We start from the raw sequence: 22,084 nt of genomic DNA on the forward strand, positions 1-22,084 counted from the left end.
GGTATGCGCCTTGTCCGGGGCGGTGCCCCCCTCGCACCGGAAGAAGGTCCCGTTGCCCATGCGGCCATATCCGATCCGTTCCTGGCTGACCGGCCTGCTGTTCGTCCTGCTTGTCCTGGCGGGGGTGCCCGCATGGGCCCAATCCGCCGCGACGCCCGACACGGACGCCCCCCGCGCGGCGGAGATGGATGCTCTGATCGCCACGCTGGAGGACCCGGCCAGCCGTGATGCGCTGCTGGCACGGCTGAAGGCGCTGCGGGCTGTGGAGGCTCCGCCGGCGGCGGCGGAACCGGACACGATGGGCGGGCGCGTGCTGGCAACCCTGTCCGACCGTGTGGAGCAGTTGAGCGCGCAGGTCGCGGCGGCCGGGCAGGCGCTGATCGACGCGCCGCACGCCCTGCGCTGGCTGCATCAGCAGGTCACGGATCCGGTCCGCCGTGATGGCTGGGTGGCCTTGGGCCTGCATCTGGCCGGCATCATCGGCGGCGGGTATGCCGCGCGGTTCCTGACCATCTGGCTGCTGGCCCGGCCGCGCGCGTCGCTGGGTGCCCGCCCGGCCGGCGGTCTGATGATGAAGCTGCTGCTGCTGGCGGCCCGTCTGCTGCTGGACCTGCTGCCGCTCGCGGCCTTCGCCCTGGCCGGTTTCGGCCTGCTGGCCGTCACCGACGCACCGCACGCGGTGCGGCTGGCATCGCTGACCATCCTGAATGCCAGCCTGATCGTGCAGGGTGTCCTGGCGCTGACCCGTTTCCTTCTGTCGCCCGCGACGGCCAATCTGCGGCTGGGCGCGCTGGGCGACGAAACGGCGCACTATCTGCTGATCTGGGTGCGGCGCGTCGTGATCGTCGCCGTTTACGGCTATTTCATCGGCGAGGCGATGGAGGTGCTGGGTCTGCCTCCCACACCGCTGGCGGCGTGGCTGAAATTCGTCGGCCTGCTGGTCACGGCCATGATCGTCATCCTGATCCTTCAGAACCGGCAACCGGTGGCAGATGCCTTGCGCGGCCGGCCGGAACCGTTGCCCGGCACCGATCCCGGCGAGGCGCTGCGCGCGCTGCTGGCCGGTGAAGGAGAGGGGGAGATGCAGGCGGCCGGAACGGCGGCATCCGGTGCGCCGGTCCGCCGGCAGGTGGTCCTGCGGCTGGTGCGGCAGCGGCTGGCCGATGTCTGGCACATCCTGGCCATCCTCTATATCGGTGCCGTCTATCTGATCTGGGTTCTGGATATCGCCGGCGGATTCGATTTCGTGCTGCGCGCCACGCTGGTGACGGGCGCCATCCTGATCGTGTCGCGCCTGCTGTCGGAAGGGCTGAACCGGCTCGTCCTGCGCGGGCTGGAGGTGCCGGCAGACCTGAAATCCGCCTATCCGGGGCTGGAGGAAAGGGTCAACCGCTATCTGCCATTGCTGAGCCGGCTGGCCCAGGGGGCGCTGGTGCTGTTCACCCTGCTGCTGCTGGCGCAGGCGTGGGGTGCCAATGTCGCGGCCTGGCTGGGCAGCGGCATCGGCCAGCGCATCGGCGCGTCGGCGATCACCATCACCATCGTCCTGGCGCTGGCCCTGGTTGTGTGGGAGATGGTCAACGGCGCCATCCAGCGCTACCTGCTGGCCACCGACGATCAGGGGGTGCGCCTGATGCGAAGCGCGCGCATGCGCACCCTGCTGCCGCTGCTGCGCAATGTGCTGACGGTGTTCCTGGCCACGCTGGTGGTGCTGATCGTGCTGTCGGAGATGGGGGTCAACATCGCCCCGCTGCTGGCCGGTGCCGGTGTCATCGGCCTGGCCATCGGCTTCGGCGCGCAGACCCTGGTCAAGGACGTGATCACCGGCCTTTTCATGCTGATCGAGGATACAGTCAGCGTGGGCGACGTGGTGACCGTGGCCGGTCTGACGGGCGGGGTGGAGGCGATGTCCATCCGGTCCCTGCGGCTGCGCGGCTATGACGGAGCCGTCCATACCATCCCGTTCAGCTCCGTCGGGACCGTCACCAACAGCACCAAGGATTTCAGCTATTACGTCCTGAACGTGACCGTCGATTACGCCGCCGACACCGACCAGGTGGTCCGCATTCTCCAGGAACTGGGGGCGGAGATGCAGGCCGAGCCGGCGCTGGCCGCCAATATCCTGGGGCCGGTCGAAATCGCCGGCGTCGATGCCTTCCAGGACAGCGCGGTGCTGATCAAGGGCCGGCTTAAGACCCGGGCCGGGCAGCAATCGGCCATGGGGCGGGAATTCAACCGCCGCATGAAGAAGCGGTTCGATGCCGAGGGGATTTCCATTCCCTTCCCGCAGCGCGTGCTGCATATCACCTCCGGCAGCCCGGCCATGCCCGCATCCGGCCCGGACATGGGTGGGTCCGGCGCACCGGAAGACAGGACCGACCCATCATGATTTCCACGCAGACGCTCGTCATGTTCCTGACGACCTGCTTTTTCCTGTCGGCGACGCCTGGCCCCAACATGCTGTCCGCGCTGTCCATGGGCATGCGCCATGGACTGGCGGGGGCCGCCTGGGGCGGGATCGGCATGTGCCTGTCGCTGGGCGGGCTGGCCGCCTTGTCGGCCCTGGGGCTGGGCCTGCTGCTGAAGGCGTCGCCGCTGGCGTTCTCCATCTTCAAATGGGCCGGGGTCGCCTATCTCACCTGGCTGGGCGTGCAGGCCTGGCGGGCGGTTCCAGCACCCCCGGCGGCGCTGGCCGAGGCCGCGGTGCAGGCCCGGTCGGCGCGGCGGCGGGGGCTGGCGGGGCTTTTCGGCCAGGGGCTGCTGATCACCCTGTCCAATCCCAAGGCGCTGATCTTCATGGCAGCCTTCTTCCCGCAATTCATCGATCCGCAGCGGGCGCTGGCCCCGCAGCTTTCCATCCTGGTCGCCGGCATGCTGGTGATCGAGTTCGGCTGGATCATGACCTATGCCATCGGGGGCAGGGGGCTGGCCCTGCGCCTGTCCGGACCGTCATCCCAGCGCTGGCTGAACCGCATGACGGGCGCCCTGCTGATCGGGGCCGGGCTGCTGCTCGCCATGACCTCGCTTTGATGGCGGGTGGCCCTTCCCTTGCCGGGGGGCGCACGGCATAGTGGATGAACGCCGACCGATGCCAAATCCCCATGCCCTCGCCCTCCCTTGCGCGCACCTTTCCCGCCCTCGGGCTGATGCTGGCGCTCCTGGTGCTGTGCATGCCCTCCCGTGCGGCCGGCGACGGGGACATCTGGGGTGATTTTCCGGCCCTTTCCTTTTCCCGACTGACAACAGCCGACGGGCTGCCGCACGATACGGTCAGCGCTGTGGCCCAGGATCGTGACGGGCTGCTGTGGGTCGGCACGCAGGCGGGACTGGCGCGGTACGACGGTTACCGCATGCAGCGCTGGGAAGCCGATCCCGGCCGGCCCGGCAGCCTGCCCGACAATTATATCCGGGCCCTGCTGCCCCTGGCGGATGGCGGCATGCTGGTCGGCACGGGCGCCGGCGGGGTTGCCCGGTACGATCCGTGGCGGGACCAGTTCATCCGGCTGCTGCCCCCCGATGGCGATTCGGGCCGCGTCCTGGCGATCGAGCCCAGCCGCACCGCCGGGGGTGACAGCGCCTGGATCGCCACCGATGACGGGCTGTTCCAGTGGCAGGCGGGAGAGCCCGGGCTGCGGCATGTCGATATCCGCCTGGCCGACGGCAGCGCGGCCAACCCGCGCCTGTTCACCGTGTTCGAGGATGCCAACGGCGATCTCTGGCTGGGCGGTGTCGCGGGGCTGCTGCACCGGCGTGCCGGTCAGGCACATTTCACCCGCATCCGCGGCCAGGGGGCGGCGGCGGCCGTGCTGGCGGGCGACATCTGGGCCATCCTGCGCGACAGTGCGGGCCGCCTTTGGGTCGGGTCGGGCGACGCGGGACTGGCCTATCTGCATCCCGCCGACGGCAAGCCGCGGGTCGTCGCCGGTCTTTCGGGGCCGGACGGGCTGGCCGGGCGGCGTACCGTCCGCGGTTTCACCGAGGTGCCGGGCGGCGATATCTGGATCGCGACCGACGGGGCCGGCCTGCTGATCCATGATCCGCGCACGGGCAGCACCCGCGCGGTCCGCCACGATCCCGTGCTGCCCGGCAGCATCGGCAGCGACCGCATGCGGGCCAGCATGGTGGACCGGTCGGGCAATATCTGGCTGGTGACCAGCCAGGGGCTGGAACGGCACGATCCCCATGCCGCGCGTGTCCGCATCGTGCCATCCTCCCCCCTCAATCCCATGACCCTGTCCAATGGGGAGGTGTTCTCCGCCCTGGATGACGGCCGCGGGCGGGTCTGGGTGGGGCTGGCCGATGGTGCCATCGATGTGCTGGACCTGCCGGCCCGGCGCATCCACCGGCTGCGCATGCCGGCGCCGCACAATGGGCGCGACGTGCAGGTGCTGCGGCGACTGGAGGACGGGACGCTGCTGGCCGGTGGCCGCGGCGTCGTGGCCATCGACCCCGCGAGCCTGGCGATCACCCCCGGCGCCGTTCCCTGCGCCGAAGGCCGCATCATCGTGGACATGGCCGTGGATGGCGGCACCGTCTGGCTGGGCAGTTACGACGGGCTGCTGCGCTACAGTCCCGCCACGGGGGAATGCACCGTCCACCGCCATGACGCCGCCCGTCCAGACAGTTTGGTCAGCGACCATGTGCGCGCCGTGCTGCGCCTGCCCGACGGGCGCGTTGCCGTGGCCACCGCCGCGGGGCTCAGCGTCGGCGACGGCTCGGGACGGTTTCGCAATTTCAGGCCCGATCCGGCGGTCCCGGGTACCCTGCCGCACGGCTTCGTGACGGGGCTGGCCCTGGATGGACATGGCCGGCTGTGGCTGTCCACGGCCGGGGGTGGCCTGGTCGTCACGGATGTGGAGGATATGGCCGGCACGCCGCGGTTCCGCGCCATGCGCCGGGGCAACGGCCTGCCGCACGACAATGTCGGCGGGGTGGGGGTGGACGGGCGGGGCCGCATCTGGTTCACCACCCCGTCGCGCATCGGCATGCTGGACCCGCCCACCGGCCGCTTCACCCTTCTGGGTGCCCGTGACGGGGCGACCATGAAATACTATGTCCTGCGGGCCCTGGCCTGGGGGCCCGATGGCAGCCTGCTGCTGGGCGGGCTGGGCGGGCTGGCCATCCTGGATACCGACGGGGCCGCCGATCCGCCGCCGCCCGGCCGGCTGCAATTGACGGGCCTGTCGGTCAACCACCAGCGGCGTCTGCCCTCCTTTCTGCCGGCGGCGGGCGGGGTGCTCCGGCTGTCGGCGCTGGAACGCACGCTGGCGCTGGATTTCGCGCTGCTGGATTTCCGATCGGCCGCCGACCTGCGCTATCGTCATCGGCTGGAAGGGTTCGATGCCGGCTGGGTGGACAGCCCGCCGCGCGCACCGGGCGCCAGCTACACCAACCTGCCGCCCGGCGATTATGTTCTGGTCGTGCAGGCCCTGACCGAGGGGCCCGATGCGCTGGCGGGCGAGATGCGGCTGTCGGTCACCGTGGCTCCGTTCTGGTACGAGACGCTGTGGGCACGGATCGGCGGATTGCTGGTGGTGATGGTACTGGTCGCGGCCATCGTCCAGGCCCGCACCCGCGCCCTGCGCCGGCAGCGCGGGCACCTGGAGGCGGAGGTGACGGCCCGGACACGCGACCTGATGGCCGCCAATGCCCGGCTGGACATGCTGGCCAGCACCGACCCGCTGACGGGCCTGCTGAACCGCCGCCGTTTCATGGAACTGGCCCTGCACGAGCATATGCGGGCCTGCCGCTATGGCCGGCCGCTCAGCGTCATCCTGATCGACCTGGACCATTTCAAGCAGGTCAATGACAGCCATGGCCACCGCATGGGCGACGCCGTGCTGCGCACCGCGGCCGACACGCTGGAGGCCGGACGGCGCGGGCCGGACCTGGCCGCCCGCTTCGGCGGGGAGGAACTGGTTATCCTGCTGCCGGAAACGGGACTGGCCGGTGCCGCCGAACTGGCCGAACGGCTGCGCCTGTCCCTGGCGGCGGCCCGCACCGTTCTGGACGGCGTTGAGGTGGGTGTTACGGCCAGCCTGGGCGTGGCCGGGTGGCGCGGCGCGTCGGAAAGCCTGGACAGCCTGCTGCACCGGGCCGACACGGCGCTCTACGCCGCGAAGAACAGCGGGCGCAACAAGGTGATCGTGGCGGCTGCCCCAGACTGATACCAGCGGCCGAAAATCTTGACCGATGGTCAAGGTTTTCGGCACCTCAAGCGCCGGGCCTGCGGTGATGCCGGGTCATACCAGGGGCATGAGTCATAAGTTCATGCCCCTGGTATGACCCGGCATCACCGCAGGCCCCCCATGACATGGAAATGTCATTGGCCATCTGGACAGTTGCGGGCCGGCCCGTCATGGTGCAGGCGCAAAATTCCGGTCTACTGACCTTCCGTAGAAATGGGGCGCTCCATGCTGAAGGATCTGATCGAAGGCTTCCGGGAGTTCCGGCGGACCAATTTCAAGCAGCAGCGCGGCCTGTTCCGCACCCTGGCCTGGGCAGGGCAGAAGCCCAAGGCGGCGCTGATCACCTGTTGCGACAGCCGGGTCGACCCGACCCTGATCTTCGCGGCGCAGCCGGGCGATCTGTTCGTCGTCCGCAACGTCGCCAATCTGGTTCCCCCCTACCAGCCCAACAAGGACTTCCACGGCACCAGCGCTGCGCTGGAATTCGCCGTGAAGGAACTGGGCGTGCAGTTGCTGGTGGTCATGGGCCATTCGCAGTGCGGCGGCGTTGCCGCGTTGCCGCAGGACCGCAGCAACCAGACCTACGACTTCGTCACCGAATGGGTGTCCATCGCCGATCCGGCCCTGGCCAAGGTCCGCGCCGACATGCCGGAGGGCGCGCAGCTCGACCTGTCGGAACTGGAAAGGGCTGTGGTCCGCCTGTCCCTGGAGAATCTGCGTACCTTCCCCTGGATCCGGGAGGCGGAGCAGGAAGGCCGGCTGCTGCTGTGCGGCATGCTGTTCGACGTGGCGGATGCCGAACTGTACGTCCTGGACGGGGAGACGGGGCTGTTCCAGCCGGCGTCACCCCCGACCCCGCGTCCGCGCTTCCATGCCTCCCTGTCCTCCACGACGGTGGCTGCCGTGGACCAGCGCCGCGGCGATGACACGGCGCATACATAATCCAGCCATGATCGGCGGCTAGACAGGTCCCATGCGCTTTTCCATCCTGGCCCTGCTGGCCGCCATTGCCTTCGCCGTTCCGTCCGCCGCCGCCGCCAAGGGGGCGCCGCCGCCGCTTTCGGCAGAGGCAAAGGCGCGCCTGCCTGCCGTGGAAGCCTATCTGAACAGCATCCGCAGCCTGAAATCGCAGTTCATCCAGTCCAGCGACGATGGCGGCCCCATGGCCGCCGGCACGTTCCAGCTTCTGCGGCCGGGACGGATGCGCATCGATTACGACCCGCCCAACGCCAATTTCATCGTGGCCGACGGCCGCTTCGTCTATTTCTGGGATGCGGAGGTGCGGGAGCAGCAGAATGCCCCGATCGGCAGCACGCTGGCCGATTTCCTGCTGCGGGAACGGATCAGCCTGTCGGGTGATGTCACGGTCACCCGCCTGGAACAGGAAGATGGTCTGCTGGAACTGACCCTGGTACAGACCAAGGATCCCGGTCTTGGCAGCCTGACCCTGGTGTTCGAGGAAAAGCCCTTCGGCCTGCGCAAATGGCGGGTGCTGGATGCGCAGGGGCGTACCACGCAGGTGGCCTTGCAGAACCCGCAATTCGGCGTCAGCCTGGACAAGGACCAGTTCTATTTCCGTGACCCCGGCCGCCGCCGCGGCCGCGACTGACGGGAGCCCGAGACATGACCCAGCCCGTGCCCGCCGCCCGCAAACCGCTGGTCGGCCTGCCCTGCGACGCGCGTGAACTGGGGGCGCATCCGTTTCATGTCGTGGGCGACAAATATATCCGCGCCGTCAGCCATGGGGCCGGCTGCCAGCCCCTGCTGATCCCGGCGCTGGGCGACTGGTGGGATGTGGATGCGCTGCTGGACGGGCTGGACGGCCTGTTCCTGACCGGCAGCCCCAGCAACCTGCATCCGGGCCATTACGGCCTGCCGGACGACATGATCACCCCGCCGCTGGACCCGGCGCGCGATGCCACGACCCTACCGCTGCTGAAGGCGGCCCTCGCCCGTGGCGTGCCGGTCTTCGCCGTCTGCCGCGGCTTTCAGGAAATGAACGTCGCACTGGGCGGCACGCTTCACCCGCGTGTGCAGGATGTCCCGGGCCGCATGGACCACCGGGAGCCCAAGGATGCACCCGTGGAGGTGCAGTATGCTCCCGTCCACCCCGTGACCCTGGCCGAGGGGGGGGAGTTCGCGCGCATCACCGGTGAGCGGGAAATGATGGTCAATTCCCTGCACCAGCAGGGGATCGACCGGCTGGCCGACACGCTGGCGGTGGAGGCGACGGCGCCCGACGGCCAGATCGAGGGCGTGCGCTTCATCGGCGGACCGGGCTTTGCCATCGGGGTGCAGTGGCATCCCGAATGGCATTTCTGGGAAAACCCGGCCTATGCCGCCCTGCTTTCCGCCTTCGGCGATGCCGTGCGGGCCCATGTGGCACGCGGCAGCCGGCCCTGACGGGTGCGGCAGGACGCCTATAAGGGCGCCTGCCAGGGATCGTAGGTTCCGAAATGCCACAGATGGCCTTCGGGATCGCGCAGGGTGAAGGCGCGGGAACCATAGCCGGTCTCCACGATGCCGCCCTCCAGCGCCGTTGCCCCCGCCGCCACGGCACGGGCGTACAGCGTATCCAGATCGGTGATGATGAAGCAGTTCAGGGCCGCACCGGCCCCGTCGGGGCCCGGCGCACGGAAACCGTACTGGTCCTTGCGGTCGCTGCCCAGCATCACCATGCCGCTGCCCAGGACAAGCTGGGCATGGGTGATACCATCCCCGGCGTCGGGCACCACAAGTTGTTCGACGAAGCCGATGGTGCGGGACAGCCAGGCGATGGCAGCCCTTGCGTCCCTGTAGCGCAGGCAGGGCGTGACCTGCCCGTTACGGTTCCCGGCCGCCCCATCCGATCCTGGCATCCCCGCCTTCTCCCCACGGTTCATGGCCCTTTCCGGGCTTCCGCTACGTCAACATAATGCGACGGCGGGGGCTACCCCTCTTTCGCTCCGATATCTTTTCCTATATGCACCCGATGGGAACCCGCGCGGCTTGCCGGTTGCGGGAAGGTATCGTTCGGTCTTTCGGAGGAAGTACGGTGAAGGCGCTGAAGCCCCTGCTCATGTCCGGCAAGGAAGTGCTGCCCCTGGTCGAAGGCGGCAAGGGCATCGCTGTATCGAACGGACAAAGCTCCGGCGCCTGGGCGGCGGCCGGCGGCGTGGGTACCTTTTCCGGCGTGAATGCCGACACGTATGACGCGGACGGCAACCCCGTTCCGCAGGTCTATCGCACCCGCACCCGGCGGGAACGGCACGAGGAACTGATCGCCTATGGCATTCAGGGCGGCATCACCCAGGCCCGCATCGCGCACGAGACGTCCAACGGCCAGGGCCGCCTGCATGTCAATGTGCTGTGGGAGATGGGCGGGGCGGAACCGATCCTGGAAGGCATCCTGGAAGGGGCGAAGGGCCTGGTCCACGGCGTGACCTGCGGTGCCGGCATGCCGTACCGCGTGGCGGAGATCGCGGTCCGCCACGGTATCTATTATTACCCGATCGTCAGTTCGGCCCGCGCCTTCCGCGCCCTGTGGCTGCGCGCCTACAACAAGCATGCCGACCTGCTGGGCGGCGTGGTCTATGAGGACCCCTGGCTGGCCGGCGGCCATAACGGACTGTCCAACAGCGAGGACCCGCAGACGCCGGAAGACCCCTATCCCCGCGTCGCGGCCCTGCGCCAGATGATGAACAGCTTCGGCCTGTCGCAGACGCCCATCATCATGGCCGGCGGTGTCTGGTGGCTGTCGGAATGGGAGCATTGGCTGGACAATCCGGAGATCGGTCCCGTCGCCTTCCAGTTCGGCACGCGCCCGCTGCTGACCCAGGAAAGCCCCATCTCCGACGCCTGGAAGCGCAAGCTGCTCACCCTTCAGCCCGGCGATGTCTATCTGAACCGGTTCTCGCCAACGGGCTTCTATTCGTCGGCGGTGCGCAACCCGTTCCTGGAGGATCTGCGCCTGCGTTCCGAACGGCAGGTCGCCTTCGCGACAGAGCCGGTGGGCGAGCTGACCGAGGAATTCGCCATCGGCCCGCGCGGCCGGCCCGTCTATCTGACCAGGGCCGACAAGGAACATGCCGAAGGCTGGATGACCCAGGGCTTTACGACGGCGCTGAAGACACCCGACACGACGCTGGTCTTCGTGACGCCGGAGAATGCCCGCGCCATCCTGAAGGATCAGGTGGACTGCATGGGCTGCCTGTCGGCCTGCGCCTTTTCCAACTGGTCGCAGAATGAGGAGGGCACGACGGGCCGCCGTGCCGATCCGCGTTCCTTCTGCATCCAGAAGACCTTGCAGAACATCAGCCATTCGGAAGATTGCGAACACCAGTTGATGTTCGCCGGCCACAATGCCTATCGCTTCGCCCAGGACCCCTGGTACCGGGACGGGTTCGTGCCCAGTGTGAAGCAGCTTGTCGACCGGATCGCGACGGGTCAGTAATGCCCCTCAACGCGGGGCCGGCAGTCGCCGGCCTCCAATCCGCCAAAGGTCAAACCTTCGGCGGATTGGTATAAAAAGCCAGGAGGCATGATCCATGCCTCCTGAATATCAGCCCTTGGCAGCGATCTCGGCGGCCTTGGCCTCGACCAGCTTGACCAGATGATCGACGATCCCCTCGTCCTTCAGCCGGTGGGCCGGCACACCACCCAGATAGACCTGGTGCGTGCCCTTGCCGCCGCCGGTGAAGCCGATATCGGTCATGGTGGCCTCACCCGGCCCGTTCACGACGCAGCCGATGACGGATACCGTCAGCGGGGTCGTGATGTGGGCCAGCCGTTCCTCCAGCACCTCCACCGTCTTGATGACGTCGAACTGCTGGCGGGCGCAGGACGGGCAGGAGATGACGGTCACGCCGCGGCGCCGCAGGCCCAGGCTTTTCAGCATCTCGTACCCGACCTTCACCTCCTCCACCGGATCGGCGGACAGGGAAACGCGGATCGTGTCGCCGATGCCGGACCAGAGCAGCATGCCCAGCCCGATGGATGATTTCACCGTGCCGGCCCGCAGGCCGCCGGCTTCGGTGATGCCGATATGCAGCGGGTAGTCGCAGGCCTCCGCCAGTCCCTGATAGGCGGCCACGGCCATGAAGACGTCGGATGCCTTCACGGAAATCTTGAAATCCAGGAAATCATGGTCTTCCAGGATACGGGCATGGGTCAGCGCGCTTTCCACCAGCGCATCGGGACAGGGCTCCCCATAGCGCTCCAGCAGCTCGCGCTCCAGGCTGCCGGCATTGACGCCGATGCGCATGGAACAGCCATGGTCCTTCGCGGCGGCGACCACCTCGCGCACGCGGTCGGCCGACCCGATATTGCCGGGGTTGATGCGCAGGCACGCCGCACCCGCCCGCGCCGCCTCGATGGCCCGGCGGTAATGGAAATGAATGTCGGCCACGATAGGCACCTGGGCGGCGCGCACGATCTCGGCTAGCGCCGCCGTGCTTTCCTCGTCGGGGCAGGAGACGCGGACGATGTCGGCCCCGGCCTCCTCCGCACGGCGGATCTGTTCGATCGTCGCCTTGGCGTCGGCCGTGACGGTATTGGTCATGGTCTGCACGCTGATCGGCGCGTCGCCCCCCACCAGCACCGATCCGACCCGCACCTGACGGGACTTGCGGCGCTGAATCTGGCGCCAGGGACGATGGGCGGCGGGATCGTGTTCGGCGGTCATGATGGATGGACTGTCCTGAAAAGGCCTCAGCGCGCGGAAAGCGCGTCGGGGGCCAGGGAAATGTTGCGCATCACCTGGGATTTCGGACCCAGCGGGGCAAGGTCCCGGCCGTCCAGGCTGACGACCAGACCACCGGCATTGCCCGTCTGCATCACCAGACCCTGGGCGTCGGGCGCGCGGAACACGTCGCCGCGGCGCAGTACGCGGGAAGCCCACAGGGTCCCCTTGCCGTCGCGCACCTCGATCCAGCTATCCTCCACAGCGCGGATGACCACCCGCACATCGCCCTGGGCCTGGCCAAAGACGCGGCCCGTGGCAGGGACCTGTTCGGCGGCGGGGGGGGCCTGATTGGCCGGCACGGTCGGCGCGCCCGGCACCTCCCCGGCGGCAACGGGCTCCACGTCGGGGGTCGCCGGCTCCACCACGGCGGCCGGGGCCTGGCCCTGGCCCAGGTCGGGCAGTTGCGGAACCTCGCTCTCCTCCTCCCCCGCGGCGACGGGGGCGGCCGGGCTGGTATCGGTGGCGGGAAGGGCGGCCGTGTCCGCGCCGGGCCTTCCGCCGGGCAGGGGCAGGGCAGCCGGCAGGCCCGCCGTGGCGGTCCCCACTTCCGGTGCCGAGGGCGGTGCGCCTTCGACCAGCGCTTCCACCTGTCCCGGTTCCAGCACGGGGGTGGGGGACGGGTCCGGCAATTCCACCGTGCCGTCACCATAGATCAGCTTGGACAGCCGTTCCGGCAATTCGGGAACCAGATCCCTCACCGACCGGTCGGCGGCCGACAATGCGTACCAGCCGCCATAGATCCCCACGGCCAGCAGGCCCGCGATCAGCAGAACGGCCCCGCCGGGGACGCGGCTTTCATTCACGGGTTCGGGGAAATAAAGCTCCGTCGGTGGTTCATGGCCGGCGGCATCCTGCTTGAAGCGCATCAGCACGGCCGTGGGGTCCAGTCCGACCACCTGGGCATAGGAGCGCAGGAACCCCGTACTGTAGGCATGGCCGGGCAGGTCGCCCCAGCGCCCCTCCTCGATCGCTTCCAGGAAGGCGGCGCGGATGCGCAGGTTGGCCGCCAGGTCGGGCAGGGCATAGCCCAGTGCCTCCCGCCGTGCCTTCAGTGCCTCGCCCACATGACGGGGGCCGGTGGGGGCGGCCGGCGCTTCCGCCGAGGCCGCTCCCGCCTGCTGGCGCATATCGCGCATATCCTGGTGCCGTCCGTTCTGATCCGCCATGGCTCCCCGCCGGATTGGCCTGTGCCGTAAAGGCCAGTCTTAACAACCAAGGTCACGGGGTGCAACCCGCGGACAGGCGCCCGCGGCCGCGCCGCCCCGTCCCCTTGCCCCGTCCCCTTGCCCCGTCCCCTTGCCCTATCCCAGCCGCACCCCATGGTCGGCGGCATAGGCCCGCAGATAGGGACGCAGGGTGCGCACCGGCAGGTGGTAGAGCCGGTCCATATAGGCGGCCAGGTCCGCCGCATGCAGGGACCGCAGCATGCTCTTCACCTCGAAGAAGGCGGGCGCCGACATGGACAGGTGGCGCAGGCCCACGCCCAGCAGGGCCATGGCGTCCAGCGGCTTGCTGGCCATCTCCCCGCACAGCGACAGGGTGACGCCCGCCTCCCCGCACTTCTCGACCAGCATCTTCAGCACGCGCAGCAGGGCCGGCGACAAAAGGTCGTAGCGGTTGTTCAGCATGGGATTGCCGCGGTCGCTGGCGAACAGGTATTGCAGCATGTCGTTCGACCCGACCGACATGAAATCGACCAGCGGCAGCAGCGCGTCCAGTTGGAACAGCAGGGCCGGCACTTCCATCATGACGCCGACCTTCAGGCTGGCCGGGCCGGGGGTGCCGCCCTGCCGCAGGCGCCCCACCTCCAGGTCCAGGATGCGCCGGGCCTGGATGAACTCCGCCACCGTGGCGATCATGGGGAACATGATGCGCAGATGCCGCCCGGCCCCGGCCAGCAGCATGGCGCGCAACTGCTTGCGCAGCATGGCCGGCCGGTCCAGCCCGATGCGGATGGCGCGCCAGCCCAGGGCCGGGTTTTCTTCCCCCAGTTCGGGGAAATAGGGCAGGGTCTTGTCACCGCCGACATCCAGGGTGCGGAAATTCACGGGCTTGCCGTCCGCCTCGTCCAGCACCTTGATGTAATTGTCGAGCTGGGTCGCCACATCCGGATAGGAGGGGCGGACCATGAAGGGGATTTCCGTGCGGTAGAGGCCGACGCCGTCGGCCCCCGTGGCGGTCAGATGCGGCAGGTCGATCAGCAGGCCGCAATTCAGCATCAAGGTGATCTGCCGCCCGTCAATCGTGATGGCGGGCAGGTCGCGCAGCTTGGCATATTCGGCCTGCCGCCGCTGGCGGGCGGCCAGGCTGGCGGCGAAGACGGCCTGGATATCGTCGGCGGGCCGCACGAAGACCTGGCCATTGTCGCCATCGACGATCAGGAAATCCAGCGGTTCCACGCGGCGCAGGATATCGGCCGCCTGGCCCACGACGGGAATGTCCAGCGCACGCGCCACGATGGCGACATGGCTGTAGGCCGATCCCTCCTCCAGCACCAGCCCGCGCAGCCGGCGGCGGTCATAATCCAGCAGTTCGGCCGGCCCCAGGTTGCGGGCCACCAGGATGAACTCGTCGGGCAGGGTGCCGCCCACCGCCTCCGCCGGCTTGCCCGCCAGATGCTGCAAAAGCCGGTTGGTGATGTCGTTCAGGTCCAGAAGCCGATCGCGCAGATAGGGATCGGCCACCTGGGCCATGCGGGCCGAATTGTCGTCCTGCACCCGCTGCACGGCGGCCTCCGCCGTCAAGCCGGACCGGATGGCCTCGCGGATGCGGTTCAGCCAGCCGCGGTCGGCGGCCACCATGCGGTAGGTCTGCATGATCTCCGCATGCTCGCTGTCCGACTCGCCGACTGCGATCAGCATCTGGTCGATGGACGAATGCATGCTGGTCACGGCTTCCTTCAGCCGGGCCAGTTCCGTTTCCGGATCGTCGGCCACCATCTGGCGGATGGTCAGTTGCGGCCGGTGCAGCACGGCCACGCCCATGCCCACGCCACGGTTCAGGCTGGTGCCCTCCACGCGCGACGGCAGCAGGACCAGGTCGTTGACCATCGACAGTTCGCGGCTGTCGACCAGTTCGCCCGCCACGATCAGTTCGGCCACGATCATGGCGATGGTCTGGAGGGTCTCGACCTCCTGCTCGTCATAGTCGCGGCGGTCCTTGTGCTGGATGGCCAGCACGCCGCGCACGCGGCCCCCGCGCAGGATGGGCACCGCCAGGAAGCCGTTGAACGGGTCTTCCCCCGTTTCCGGCCGGTAGGCGAAATTGGGATGGCTGGGGGCGTTGGCCAGGGCCACGGGCCGGGCATGGGCCGCCACGTCACCGATCAGACCCTCGCCCACGCGCATGCGGGTCTTGTGGACGGCGTCGGGGTTCAGACCGATGGTGGCGAACAGTTCCAGCACCTCGCCCGCGCGCATGACGTAGCAGGAGCAGACATCGGCCGACATTTCGTGGGCGATGGTCATGACGATCTTGTCCAGCCGGTCCTGGGCCGATCCGCTGCCGGCCATGACGTCGCGCAACCGCGCCAGCAGGCGCCGCGCACCCGCCGCCGGGTCGGGACTGCGCCCCGTTTCCGGCAGGATCGTCGGGGTGCCGCTCATCATCGTCATCGCCAGTCCAGTTCCATTCGCGAAGCACCAGCACCGGCCCCCATGAATGGGCGACCGGACGGGATATCCCTACCACATGAAGCGGTCCGCCACACCGGACTTAATGCCCATCACGGGTGCCGATTATGGAGTAGGCTTGCGCCCCGCGCCGATGCGCGGATGCCGGCTTCAAAGGTCGGGAAGCTGCAGGGGCATGTCGGCCCGGCAGGTGCCGGCCGCCACGGCGTCGCGCAGCCCGTCGGCCAGCACCTCCAGCACGAGGTCGCGCCCCGGCAGGCGGCGCAGCTCGCCCCGCCCGTCCAGCCGCACGCCGCGGCGCGCGGCGCGCGACCGCACGGCGTCGGCAATGGGTTCCTGGCCTGAATGGCTGGGTCCGCACTGGACCAGCGCCAGGCGCGGCGCGTCCGTGCCCTGCCGCATCAGCGCGAAAAAGGCGAAAAGATAGCGCTCCTCGTCGCTGCCATCTTCGCCCTGGCTCGCCAGGCTTTCGGCCAGCCGCTTGGCATGGCGTGTGCCGCGCAGCAGCCGTTCCAGCCCCGCGGCCGTGACGCGGCCCTGGGCCAGATAGATGGCCCGCGCCTCCCCGCCCGGCACCTGTATGCGGCCCAGCGGAATGTTCTGCACGGGCTGGAACGCAATGCTGCCCACCCGGCCCGACGGGGCGCTGACAACATAGCGCGCGCCGATGCGCATCACCTCCTCCGTGACGGTCAGCGTGTCGCCCGTGCCGGTCGGCAGGTCGCGGGGCAGCACACCGTCGGGCAGCGCCTGGCCCGTGGGCAGGACCGGCACATGGGCGGTCAGCACGGGCCGGCACCCTGCCAGCAGCGGCAGCGACAGGACCAGCAGGCAGGCCGCCCGGATGTTCATCGCGTTTTCCAGGTGCGGTTGGGACCGGTATCGATATGGGTATGGCCGGTGGAAGGATAATAGGCCGCCCCGCCGCGCTGCATGGTCTTGGCGATTTCGCCCAGTGCCGCGCCGGGCAGGAGCGGCACCTTGAAATCCATGGCGCGGCCGGTCAGGTGGTAGCTTTCCCGTGCGGCGTTGGCATTGTTGCGCACCAGATCGGCGTTGGTGCCGGGGGAGCGGAAGCCGTCGCTGACATGCACTTCCGTGGAGGGGGGAAGGCCGGTGCGCTGAAGAAGGTCGAACATGAAATCCATCAGCAGCGGGTCGATCCTGCCCACCTGCCCCGTCCGCCGGTCGCGCAGCAGCAGTTCGATCTTCTGCATGGCGCGGGGGTCGTAGGCGCCGTTGTGATAATAGATCACATCGGCCTTCTCCCCACTGCGCGGATGGATAAGGACGATGCGCCGCACGTCGGGCAGCGGGGGCAGGGGCGGCGGCGGCGGCTCCTCCGGGATGGGGGGCGGCCGGCTGGCGCAGGCGGCCAGCGGCGCCAGCAGGGCCACCGCCAGCAGCCGGCGCCGGGGGACGGGCAACCGGGGTCCCATCACGGCACCAGCCGGTAGCCGCCGGCCACCGTGACCAGCAGGCGGGATTGGTCGGGGTCCGGCTCGATCTTGCGGCGCAGGCGATAGATGTGCGTCTCCAGCGTATGCGTGTCGATGCCCGCGCCATAGCCCCAGACAGCATCCAGCAGGGCTTCGCGCGGGACCGGGGCATCGTGGCGGTGAAGATGGTCCAGGATGCGGGTCTCCTTCTCCGTCAGGCGGATGCGACGGCCATCGGTCGTTTCCAGGCGCTTGGCGGCGGCGTCGAAACGGTAGGGGCCGATGGCCACACCGCCCCCCGGGACCCGCGACAGCTTTTCCCCCAGCCGTGCCAGCAGGGCACTCAAACGGATGGGCTTGGCGACATGTTCCCCGGCCCCGTCCGGATCGGGTGGCGGGGCAGGCATACCCGGCGACAGCAGCAGGAACAGGGGCCCCTCCAGCCCGGCCGCGCGCAGTACCCGGCACAGGTCGCCCCCCGCCATGTCGGGCAGGGTGGCATCCACCAGGGCGGCATCCGGGGGGGGCACGGGCAGGCCGGCCAGCGCGCCGGCGGCCGTTCCGGCTTCCACCACCGTCAGACCGCCCTGGCCGGCCAGCAGTTCGGCCAGCGACCGGCGCAGCGCGTCGTCGGCATCGACCAGCAGGATGGATTTGCCCCCTGTCCGCATTCCCGGCACCGCCCGCCGGTCTTATTCGCCGGGGCCGGGGCCGAGCGGTTCGCGTCCGCGCGTCGCCTGGGGCATCAGTTCCACGATGGTCAGGCCCAGGCGGCCGTCCACGACGACCAGTTCGCCACGCGCCACCATGCGGTCATTGACGAAGACATCGACGGGGTCGCCGACAACCCGTTCCAGATCCACGATGTCGCCCGGTCCCATGCGCAGCAACTGGCTGATGCGCAGCCGCCGCCGGCCCAGCCGCACCGACACCTGCACCGGAACGGACAGGATGGAAGAACGGTCCAGATCGTCGCCGGACATCGGGTCGGCCATGCGCAGGGGCTCTTTCCAACGAAAACCAACGGGGGAACATGTGGGGCCAGACTATAAGGCATTCCGGGGCGGGGGGGAAAGGCCCCGCACCGGCAGGGCTGCCCGTCACGGGCCGGACAGCGCCGCGACGGCCGCCGCCAGCCCGTCGGGCCAGAGCGCCAGGTTGCCGGCCCCGCCCATGATGCCGATATTGATGCCGCCCACGCTCCAGGTGCCGTTGCGTTCCACCAGCAGCGGCCCGCCGCTGGTCCCCCGGCTGGCCGAACAATCATGCAGCAGCAGGGCCGCTTCCGGTGACGGGGCCGGCAGCGCCGTCTTCACGGCACATTGCCGGTCGGCCATCAGCATATGGACCCGGTCCTGGCTGTAGCCTGCGACGGCCACCCTGTCGCCCGGCGCGGCCGGGGCGGTCGCTAGCGGCAGGGCCGGCACCCCGGCAGGGGCCGACAGGCGCAGCAAGGCCCAGTCATGGTGCAGGCTCTCACCCGGCCGTGTGCCGTCATAAAGGGGGGAAACGCGCAAATCCGCGACCGTCAGGTGGGTCTTGTAGTCGCCGCGTTCATAGCCCAGCAGCACGTGCAGCGATTGCGGCGCCAGCAGGCGGCGGGTGCGGCTATTGTACAGGCAGTGGGCTGCTGTCAGGACAAGGCGCCGGGCGATCACCGTGCCGGTGCATTTGCCGCCGATATTGGTCTGCACCCGCGCCATGCTGTTCCAGGGTGGCGTGGTGATATCAACGACCTGCCGCCGGTCGTCATCGGCCACGCCGGGCGCCCTGGGTGTGCCGGCGGCACCGGCGACCGGAAACGCCAGCAGGGCCAGCCACAGCCAGGCCACCGCCAGGACCGGCCACCGGCGGCCTGAACGGATATCAGAACGGATTGTTGTCGCCGCCACCCGGATCACCCCCGGTCAGGAACATCCACATCACGTAATAGAACGCGCCCGCAAAGGGCAGCCCGACCACCAGGCCCAGCAGCATATAGATCACATACATCGCACACCCTGCGCGCAGAATGCGGGGCCGTCCATCCGGCGATGCCCGCGTCATTGCTGCTGCTACGCCGATCCGTCCCGCTTGTCATCGGATAAATCGACGCGCAAGGACAGGGGGGCGGCGGGGCAGGCCTATCCCGGAGGGAGCGGAAACGACAAAGGGCCCCGCCGTTCCCGGCGGAGCCCTTTTCGATTTGGTGGAGCCAAGCGGGATCGAACCGCTGACCTCTACAATGCCATTGTAGCGCTCTCCCAGCTGAGCTATGGCCCCGAAACCCTGTCCACGTCGTCTGGGTCGCCGTCGCGGTGGGCGGCTTTATGGACAAACCCGGGGCCGGTTGCAAGCCCGGAGATCGCCGTTGCGGACAAGGCAGGCATGCCGATGGATGCATGCCGGCGGACGCAGGCGGGCCATATGCGCCGGACAGAACCGGCAACACGCAACGCATGCAACACGTACCGTATGGAGGCCGGAAACGACAAAGGGCCCCGCCGTTCCCGGCGGAGCCCTTTTCGATTTGGTGGAGCCAAGCGGGATCGAACCGCTGACCTCTACAATGCCATTGTAGCGCTCTCCCAGCTGAGCTATGGCCCCGAAACCTGTCGTCGCTGTCTGGGTCGTCAGCGCCGTGGGCGGGTTTATCTAGAAACTCCGTCCCGGATGCAAGCGGAAAATAGGGCGGTCACGTTTTTTTCCGCGGACGCCCTTTCCGGTGCTCAGCGCTCGTCGTCGCCTTCGACATCGACGACTTCGCCCATGTCGTCGCCATCGTCAAGCTCGTCGGCATCCTCCAGCAGGACGTCCTCATCCTCGCCGACGCTGTCATCCACATCATCGGAATCCAGATCGTCGGAGACATCGACATCGCCTTCGTCGATCTCTTCCGTGTTGCCGTCCAGTTCCTCTTCGTTCTCGGTATCCAGCGCCTCTTCGCTATCGCGCTTGGGCACTGCCTTCTTGGTGTCCTCCGCCGGCATGGGCCGGGCGCGCCGCGACTTCAACAAGGCTTCAGGATCGAAAACGGTGCCGCAGGACGGGCAGACCGGCGGCTCCTTCTTCATGTCGTAATAGCGCGAGCCACAGCTGGGGCAAATGCGCTTGATACCCCATTCGGGTTTGGCCATGGCAATCCTCCATCAATCGCGCGCGCCCATGAATCGCGCCGCAGTCCGGCCGCATCTGCCATGACGGGCGCCCCCTGTCAAACGGAAGTAGCGATACCTGTCCCCTTATCCGTGTCAAGGCTCCGTCACGGCGGGCGGCGGGCGGCCTGCCAGGGACCTTCCCTTCCGCTCCCTGGCCGGTCCATGCTATGTCGCCATCAGGGCGGCCCGACCGCCTTTTCCGCCCCAACGGGTCCGATCCATGCCGGTTGCCGCCCAGCCCTCCCACACCCTCACCATCGCACCGGCCGACAGGCTGGCGGGTGACCTGCGCCTGCCGGCGGATGTGGATTTCGGCCTGTGTGCGCTGGCCGTGGCTGCCCAGTCCCTGGGCGAGACACAGATCGACGGCCTGCCCGCCGTGCCGGCGGTCTCGTCACTGGCGACCGCGCTGACCGCCTTGGGGGCCCGCGTCACGCGGACGGGGGAGGATGGCTGGCAGGTGACCGGGCGTGGCACCGGCGGGCTGGCCGAGCCGGACCGGGTACTGGACCCCGGCGGCAGTGTCGCCGTCGCCGCCCTGCTGGCCGGGTCGGTCGCCACGCATGCCTTCGCCGCCACCTTGGGCGGGTCGGGGGGGAGGGGGGCGCCCTGCCACCATCCCTGCCACGGTCCCTGGCCCGAATCGGGGCGAAGACGGTGCTGCGGTCGATGGATCGCCTGCCCGGCATGGTGCAGGGAACGGCCTTTCCCCTGCCGGCCCTGCACACCATGCCGCCGGGGGAGGACTGGACCGCGGCGGCCCTGCTTCTGGCCGGTGCCAATATCGCCGGGCGCACCAGCGTAACCGAATTGGGGATGGCGGAAGGCTCCATGCCCCGTCTGCTGCGCCGTTTCGGCGCGGCGGTGGACAGCCATTGCCGTGATGGCAGCCGCGCCACCAGCATCACCGGCCATGCCGATCTGGCCGGAGGCGCCCTTTGCGTGCCGGCCGATGCCTTTCCGGCGGGTTCCGTGCTGGTCGCCGCCCTGCTGCGGCCCGACAGCCGGCTGTCATTGCCGGGGGCTGGGGGACCGCGCTTGCGCGCGGGTCTGTTGCCGGCGCTGGAAAGCATGGGCGCGCGGATCGGCGTGGGGGGACCGGATGGCCTGGCGGCCGACCTTTCGATCCAGGGCGGCGGCCTGCGCGGCACGGCCCTGTCCGCCGACCAGGTGGGGGCGGTGGCCCCGGACCTGCCGGCCCTTCTGGTTGCCGCCGCCTTTGCGACCGGGCGCAGCGTCCTGGACGGGCTGGACCGGTTGCCAGCCGATATCATCCGCCGGCTGGCCTGCCTGGAACAGGCGCTGGCGGCGGCCGGCGTCGGCGTGCTGCGCACCGGTGCCCGGCTGGTGATCGACGGCGCGGGCGGGCCGGTGCGGGGTGGCATCGACCTGCCGGCCCATGGCGACGCCGGCCTGGCGCTGGCGCTGTCGGTGTTCGGCGGCGGATGCCGGGCCGGCGGGCGGGTGACGCAGGTGCCATCCTGCGACCGGCTGGCGGCGGCTGTCGCGGCCCTGAACGGTGCTGGCGCCCGGATCGATACCGCAATGGATGCGGTGGGCGCCGGTTGAGCCGGTGATACCCCCAACAAAAAAGGCGCAGCCCCTGGGGGCTACGCCTTCATGCAGGTTTCAACCTGTTCCGGGAGGATCAGGCGGTGATATTGACAAAACTTCCGCGCGTCCGGCCGGCGGTCAACGCCTCCTGACGCTCGTTATCGGTCGGGTTTGTGTTGGTCTGCTGATTTTCCTGCTGGGTGGTGGCAGCCTGCTGCGCTTCCTGTTCGGCCGGCGGCACGGGCTGCACCCGCGCGGTATCGGCCGGACGGACGCCCGGAGTCTGAAACACGGAGCTGTAAGCGGAAACGCCGCTGATGGCCATCACACACCTCACTTGTTGTCGCTAAATTACGCCCAAGCACCACCGGCCGTCAATGGATCGGCGCGCAGGGCGGAACCGTGCGTCATG

Annotated in this window: 21 protein-coding genes and 2 tRNA genes; 9 read left to right on the forward strand and 14 right to left on the reverse strand. The window is 69.1% G+C overall.

Translation table 11 applies throughout. The features are described from left to right. Positions 1-58: 58 nt before the first annotated feature. The 6 genes from ABC728_RS17165 (at position 59) to ABC728_RS17190 (ending at position 8,591) form a co-directional block, all read left to right on the forward strand. Positions 59-2,389, forward strand: a complete 2,331-nt coding sequence (locus ABC728_RS17165; protein WP_416621048.1) for a mechanosensitive ion channel domain-containing protein — start codon at positions 59-61, stop codon at positions 2,387-2,389. Then, the gene (locus ABC728_RS17170) at positions 2,386-3,030 is read left to right on the forward strand and encodes a LysE family translocator (protein ID WP_416621049.1); all 645 of its coding nucleotides are present in this window, start codon (positions 2,386-2,388) and stop codon (positions 3,028-3,030) included. Before ABC728_RS17165 ends, ABC728_RS17170 begins: the two co-directional genes overlap by 4 nt. A gap of 71 nt (positions 3,031-3,101) precedes the next feature. Beyond that, positions 3,102-6,167, forward strand: a complete 3,066-nt coding sequence (locus tag ABC728_RS17175) for a ligand-binding sensor domain-containing diguanylate cyclase (protein ID WP_416621050.1) — start codon at positions 3,102-3,104, stop codon at positions 6,165-6,167. A 246-nt stretch (positions 6,168-6,413) separates the two neighbouring features. Further along, positions 6,414-7,130: a carbonic anhydrase gene (locus ABC728_RS17180; RefSeq protein ID WP_416621051.1), complete on the forward strand. Its 717-nt coding sequence runs from the start codon at positions 6,414-6,416 to the stop codon at positions 7,128-7,130. Between the two features lie 31 nt (positions 7,131-7,161). Continuing rightward, entirely contained in the window at positions 7,162-7,797 is a 636-nt protein-coding gene (locus ABC728_RS17185; protein WP_416621052.1) for a LolA family protein, read from the forward strand. Positions 7,798-7,811: 14 nt separating this feature from the next. After that, on the forward strand, positions 7,812-8,591 hold the full coding sequence (locus tag ABC728_RS17190; RefSeq protein ID WP_416621053.1) for a gamma-glutamyl-gamma-aminobutyrate hydrolase family protein: 780 nt from the start codon (positions 7,812-7,814) through the stop codon (positions 8,589-8,591). Between the two features lie 17 nt (positions 8,592-8,608). On the opposite strand, the gene ABC728_RS17195 is transcribed toward ABC728_RS17190, so the two are convergent. Further along, positions 8,609-9,046, reverse strand: coding sequence for a VOC family protein (locus ABC728_RS17195; RefSeq protein ID WP_416621054.1), 438 nt, complete (start codon positions 9,044-9,046; stop codon positions 8,609-8,611). A gap of 176 nt (positions 9,047-9,222) precedes the next feature. On the opposite strand from ABC728_RS17195, the gene ABC728_RS17200 reads away from it, so the two are divergent. Continuing rightward, positions 9,223-10,620, forward strand: a complete 1,398-nt coding sequence (locus ABC728_RS17200) for an NAD(P)H-dependent flavin oxidoreductase (RefSeq protein ID WP_416621055.1) — start codon at positions 9,223-9,225, stop codon at positions 10,618-10,620. 108 nt (positions 10,621-10,728) lie between these two features. On the opposite strand, the gene ispG is transcribed toward ABC728_RS17200, so the two are convergent. From ispG to ABC728_RS17260, 12 genes are all read right to left on the reverse strand, one after another. Next, on the reverse strand, positions 10,729-11,850 hold the full coding sequence (ispG, locus tag ABC728_RS17205; protein ID WP_416621056.1) for a flavodoxin-dependent (E)-4-hydroxy-3-methylbut-2-enyl-diphosphate synthase: 1,122 nt from the start codon (positions 11,848-11,850) through the stop codon (positions 10,729-10,731). Positions 11,851-11,876: 26 nt separating this feature from the next. Next, a complete protein-coding gene (locus ABC728_RS17210) occupies positions 11,877-13,076 on the reverse strand; it encodes a helix-turn-helix domain-containing protein (RefSeq protein ID WP_416621057.1) in 1,200 nt (399 codons plus the stop codon). Between the two features lie 135 nt (positions 13,077-13,211). After that, the gene (gene ptsP, locus ABC728_RS17215) at positions 13,212-15,515 is read right to left on the reverse strand and encodes a phosphoenolpyruvate--protein phosphotransferase (protein ID WP_416621072.1); all 2,304 of its coding nucleotides are present in this window, start codon (positions 15,513-15,515) and stop codon (positions 13,212-13,214) included. 177 nt (positions 15,516-15,692) lie between these two features. After that, positions 15,693-16,394 (reverse strand): hypothetical protein, encoded by a 702-nt coding sequence (locus tag ABC728_RS17220; protein ID WP_416621058.1) that lies wholly within the window; start codon positions 16,392-16,394, stop codon positions 15,693-15,695. Then, positions 16,391-16,981: a YcbK family protein gene (locus ABC728_RS17225; RefSeq protein WP_416621059.1), complete on the reverse strand. Its 591-nt coding sequence runs from the start codon at positions 16,979-16,981 to the stop codon at positions 16,391-16,393. The genes ABC728_RS17220 and ABC728_RS17225 overlap by 4 nt, the downstream gene beginning before the upstream one ends. Next, a complete protein-coding gene (locus ABC728_RS17230) occupies positions 16,981-17,652 on the reverse strand; it encodes a response regulator transcription factor (protein WP_416621060.1) in 672 nt (223 codons plus the stop codon). The genes ABC728_RS17225 and ABC728_RS17230 overlap by 1 nt, the downstream gene beginning before the upstream one ends. A gap of 21 nt (positions 17,653-17,673) precedes the next feature. Then, positions 17,674-17,976: a flagellar motor switch protein FliN gene (fliN, locus tag ABC728_RS17235; RefSeq protein WP_416621061.1), complete on the reverse strand. Its 303-nt coding sequence runs from the start codon at positions 17,974-17,976 to the stop codon at positions 17,674-17,676. 105 nt (positions 17,977-18,081) lie between these two features. Then, the gene (locus ABC728_RS17240) at positions 18,082-18,873 is read right to left on the reverse strand and encodes a trypsin-like serine peptidase (RefSeq protein WP_445376624.1); all 792 of its coding nucleotides are present in this window, start codon (positions 18,871-18,873) and stop codon (positions 18,082-18,084) included. After that, positions 18,848-18,973: a hypothetical protein gene (locus ABC728_RS17245; protein WP_416621063.1), complete on the reverse strand. Its 126-nt coding sequence runs from the start codon at positions 18,971-18,973 to the stop codon at positions 18,848-18,850. Before ABC728_RS17245 ends, ABC728_RS17240 begins: the two co-directional genes overlap by 26 nt. A 194-nt stretch (positions 18,974-19,167) precedes the next feature. Next, a tRNA-Ala gene (locus ABC728_RS17250) sits at positions 19,168-19,243 on the reverse strand. A 248-nt stretch (positions 19,244-19,491) separates the two neighbouring features. Then, positions 19,492-19,567: transfer RNA gene (locus ABC728_RS17255), tRNA-Ala, on the reverse strand. Between the two features lie 122 nt (positions 19,568-19,689). After that, positions 19,690-20,097 (reverse strand): TIGR02300 family protein, encoded by a 408-nt coding sequence (locus ABC728_RS17260; protein ID WP_416621064.1) that lies wholly within the window; start codon positions 20,095-20,097, stop codon positions 19,690-19,692. A 241-nt stretch (positions 20,098-20,338) separates the two neighbouring features. On the opposite strand from ABC728_RS17260, the gene ABC728_RS17265 reads away from it, so the two are divergent. Both ABC728_RS17265 and ABC728_RS17270 read left to right on the forward strand, forming a co-directional pair. After that, the gene (locus tag ABC728_RS17265; RefSeq protein WP_445376625.1) at positions 20,339-20,923 is read left to right on the forward strand and encodes a hypothetical protein; all 585 of its coding nucleotides are present in this window, start codon (positions 20,339-20,341) and stop codon (positions 20,921-20,923) included. An 11-nt stretch (positions 20,924-20,934) separates the two neighbouring features. Next, a complete protein-coding gene (locus ABC728_RS17270) occupies positions 20,935-21,687 on the forward strand; it encodes a hypothetical protein (RefSeq protein WP_445376651.1) in 753 nt (250 codons plus the stop codon). 79 nt (positions 21,688-21,766) lie between these two features. On the opposite strand, the gene ABC728_RS17275 is transcribed toward ABC728_RS17270, so the two are convergent. Further along, complete coding sequence (locus tag ABC728_RS17275) at positions 21,767-21,997, reverse strand: hypothetical protein (protein WP_416621066.1); 231 nt, start codon at positions 21,995-21,997, stop codon at positions 21,767-21,769. Positions 21,998-22,084: the final 87 nt, after the last annotated feature.

This window comes from Niveispirillum fermenti (genome assembly GCF_052474395.1).

What these genes read in the sequence shown, in the direction of transcription:
- ABC728_RS17165 (WP_416621048.1), top strand. Translation starts at nt 59, where the DNA reads ATGCGGCCATATCCGATCCGTTCCTGGCTGACCGGCCTGCTGTTCGTC.
- ABC728_RS17170 (WP_416621049.1), top strand. Translation starts at nt 2,386, where the DNA reads ATGATTTCCACGCAGACGCTCGTCATGTTCCTGACGACCTGCTTTTTC.
- ABC728_RS17175 (WP_416621050.1), top strand. Translation starts at nt 3,102, where the DNA reads ATGCCCTCGCCCTCCCTTGCGCGCACCTTTCCCGCCCTCGGGCTGATG.
- ABC728_RS17180 (WP_416621051.1), top strand. Translation starts at nt 6,414, where the DNA reads ATGCTGAAGGATCTGATCGAAGGCTTCCGGGAGTTCCGGCGGACCAAT.
- ABC728_RS17185 (WP_416621052.1), top strand. Translation starts at nt 7,162, where the DNA reads ATGCGCTTTTCCATCCTGGCCCTGCTGGCCGCCATTGCCTTCGCCGTT.
- ABC728_RS17190 (WP_416621053.1), top strand. Translation starts at nt 7,812, where the DNA reads ATGACCCAGCCCGTGCCCGCCGCCCGCAAACCGCTGGTCGGCCTGCCC.
- ABC728_RS17195 (WP_416621054.1), bottom strand. Translation starts at nt 9,046, where the DNA reads ATGCCAGGATCGGATGGGGCGGCCGGGAACCGTAACGGGCAGGTCACG.
- ispG (WP_416621056.1), bottom strand. Translation starts at nt 11,850, where the DNA reads ATGACCGCCGAACACGATCCCGCCGCCCATCGTCCCTGGCGCCAGATT.
- ABC728_RS17210 (WP_416621057.1), bottom strand. Translation starts at nt 13,076, where the DNA reads ATGGCGGATCAGAACGGACGGCACCAGGATATGCGCGATATGCGCCAG.
- ptsP (WP_416621072.1), bottom strand. Translation starts at nt 15,515, where the DNA reads ATGAGCGGCACCCCGACGATCCTGCCGGAAACGGGGCGCAGTCCCGAC.
- ABC728_RS17220 (WP_416621058.1), bottom strand. Translation starts at nt 16,394, where the DNA reads ATGAACATCCGGGCGGCCTGCCTGCTGGTCCTGTCGCTGCCGCTGCTG.
- ABC728_RS17225 (WP_416621059.1), bottom strand. Translation starts at nt 16,981, where the DNA reads ATGGGACCCCGGTTGCCCGTCCCCCGGCGCCGGCTGCTGGCGGTGGCC.
- ABC728_RS17230 (WP_416621060.1), bottom strand. Translation starts at nt 17,652, where the DNA reads ATGCGGACAGGGGGCAAATCCATCCTGCTGGTCGATGCCGACGACGCG.
- fliN (WP_416621061.1), bottom strand. Translation starts at nt 17,976, where the DNA reads ATGGCCGACCCGATGTCCGGCGACGATCTGGACCGTTCTTCCATCCTG.
- ABC728_RS17245 (WP_416621063.1), bottom strand. Translation starts at nt 18,973, where the DNA reads ATGTATGTGATCTATATGCTGCTGGGCCTGGTGGTCGGGCTGCCCTTT.
- ABC728_RS17260 (WP_416621064.1), bottom strand. Translation starts at nt 20,097, where the DNA reads ATGGCCAAACCCGAATGGGGTATCAAGCGCATTTGCCCCAGCTGTGGC.
- ABC728_RS17265 (WP_445376625.1), top strand. Translation starts at nt 20,339, where the DNA reads ATGCCGGTTGCCGCCCAGCCCTCCCACACCCTCACCATCGCACCGGCC.
- ABC728_RS17270 (WP_445376651.1), top strand. Translation starts at nt 20,935, where the DNA reads ATGGCGGAAGGCTCCATGCCCCGTCTGCTGCGCCGTTTCGGCGCGGCG.
- ABC728_RS17275 (WP_416621066.1), bottom strand. Translation starts at nt 21,997, where the DNA reads ATGGCCATCAGCGGCGTTTCCGCTTACAGCTCCGTGTTTCAGACTCCG.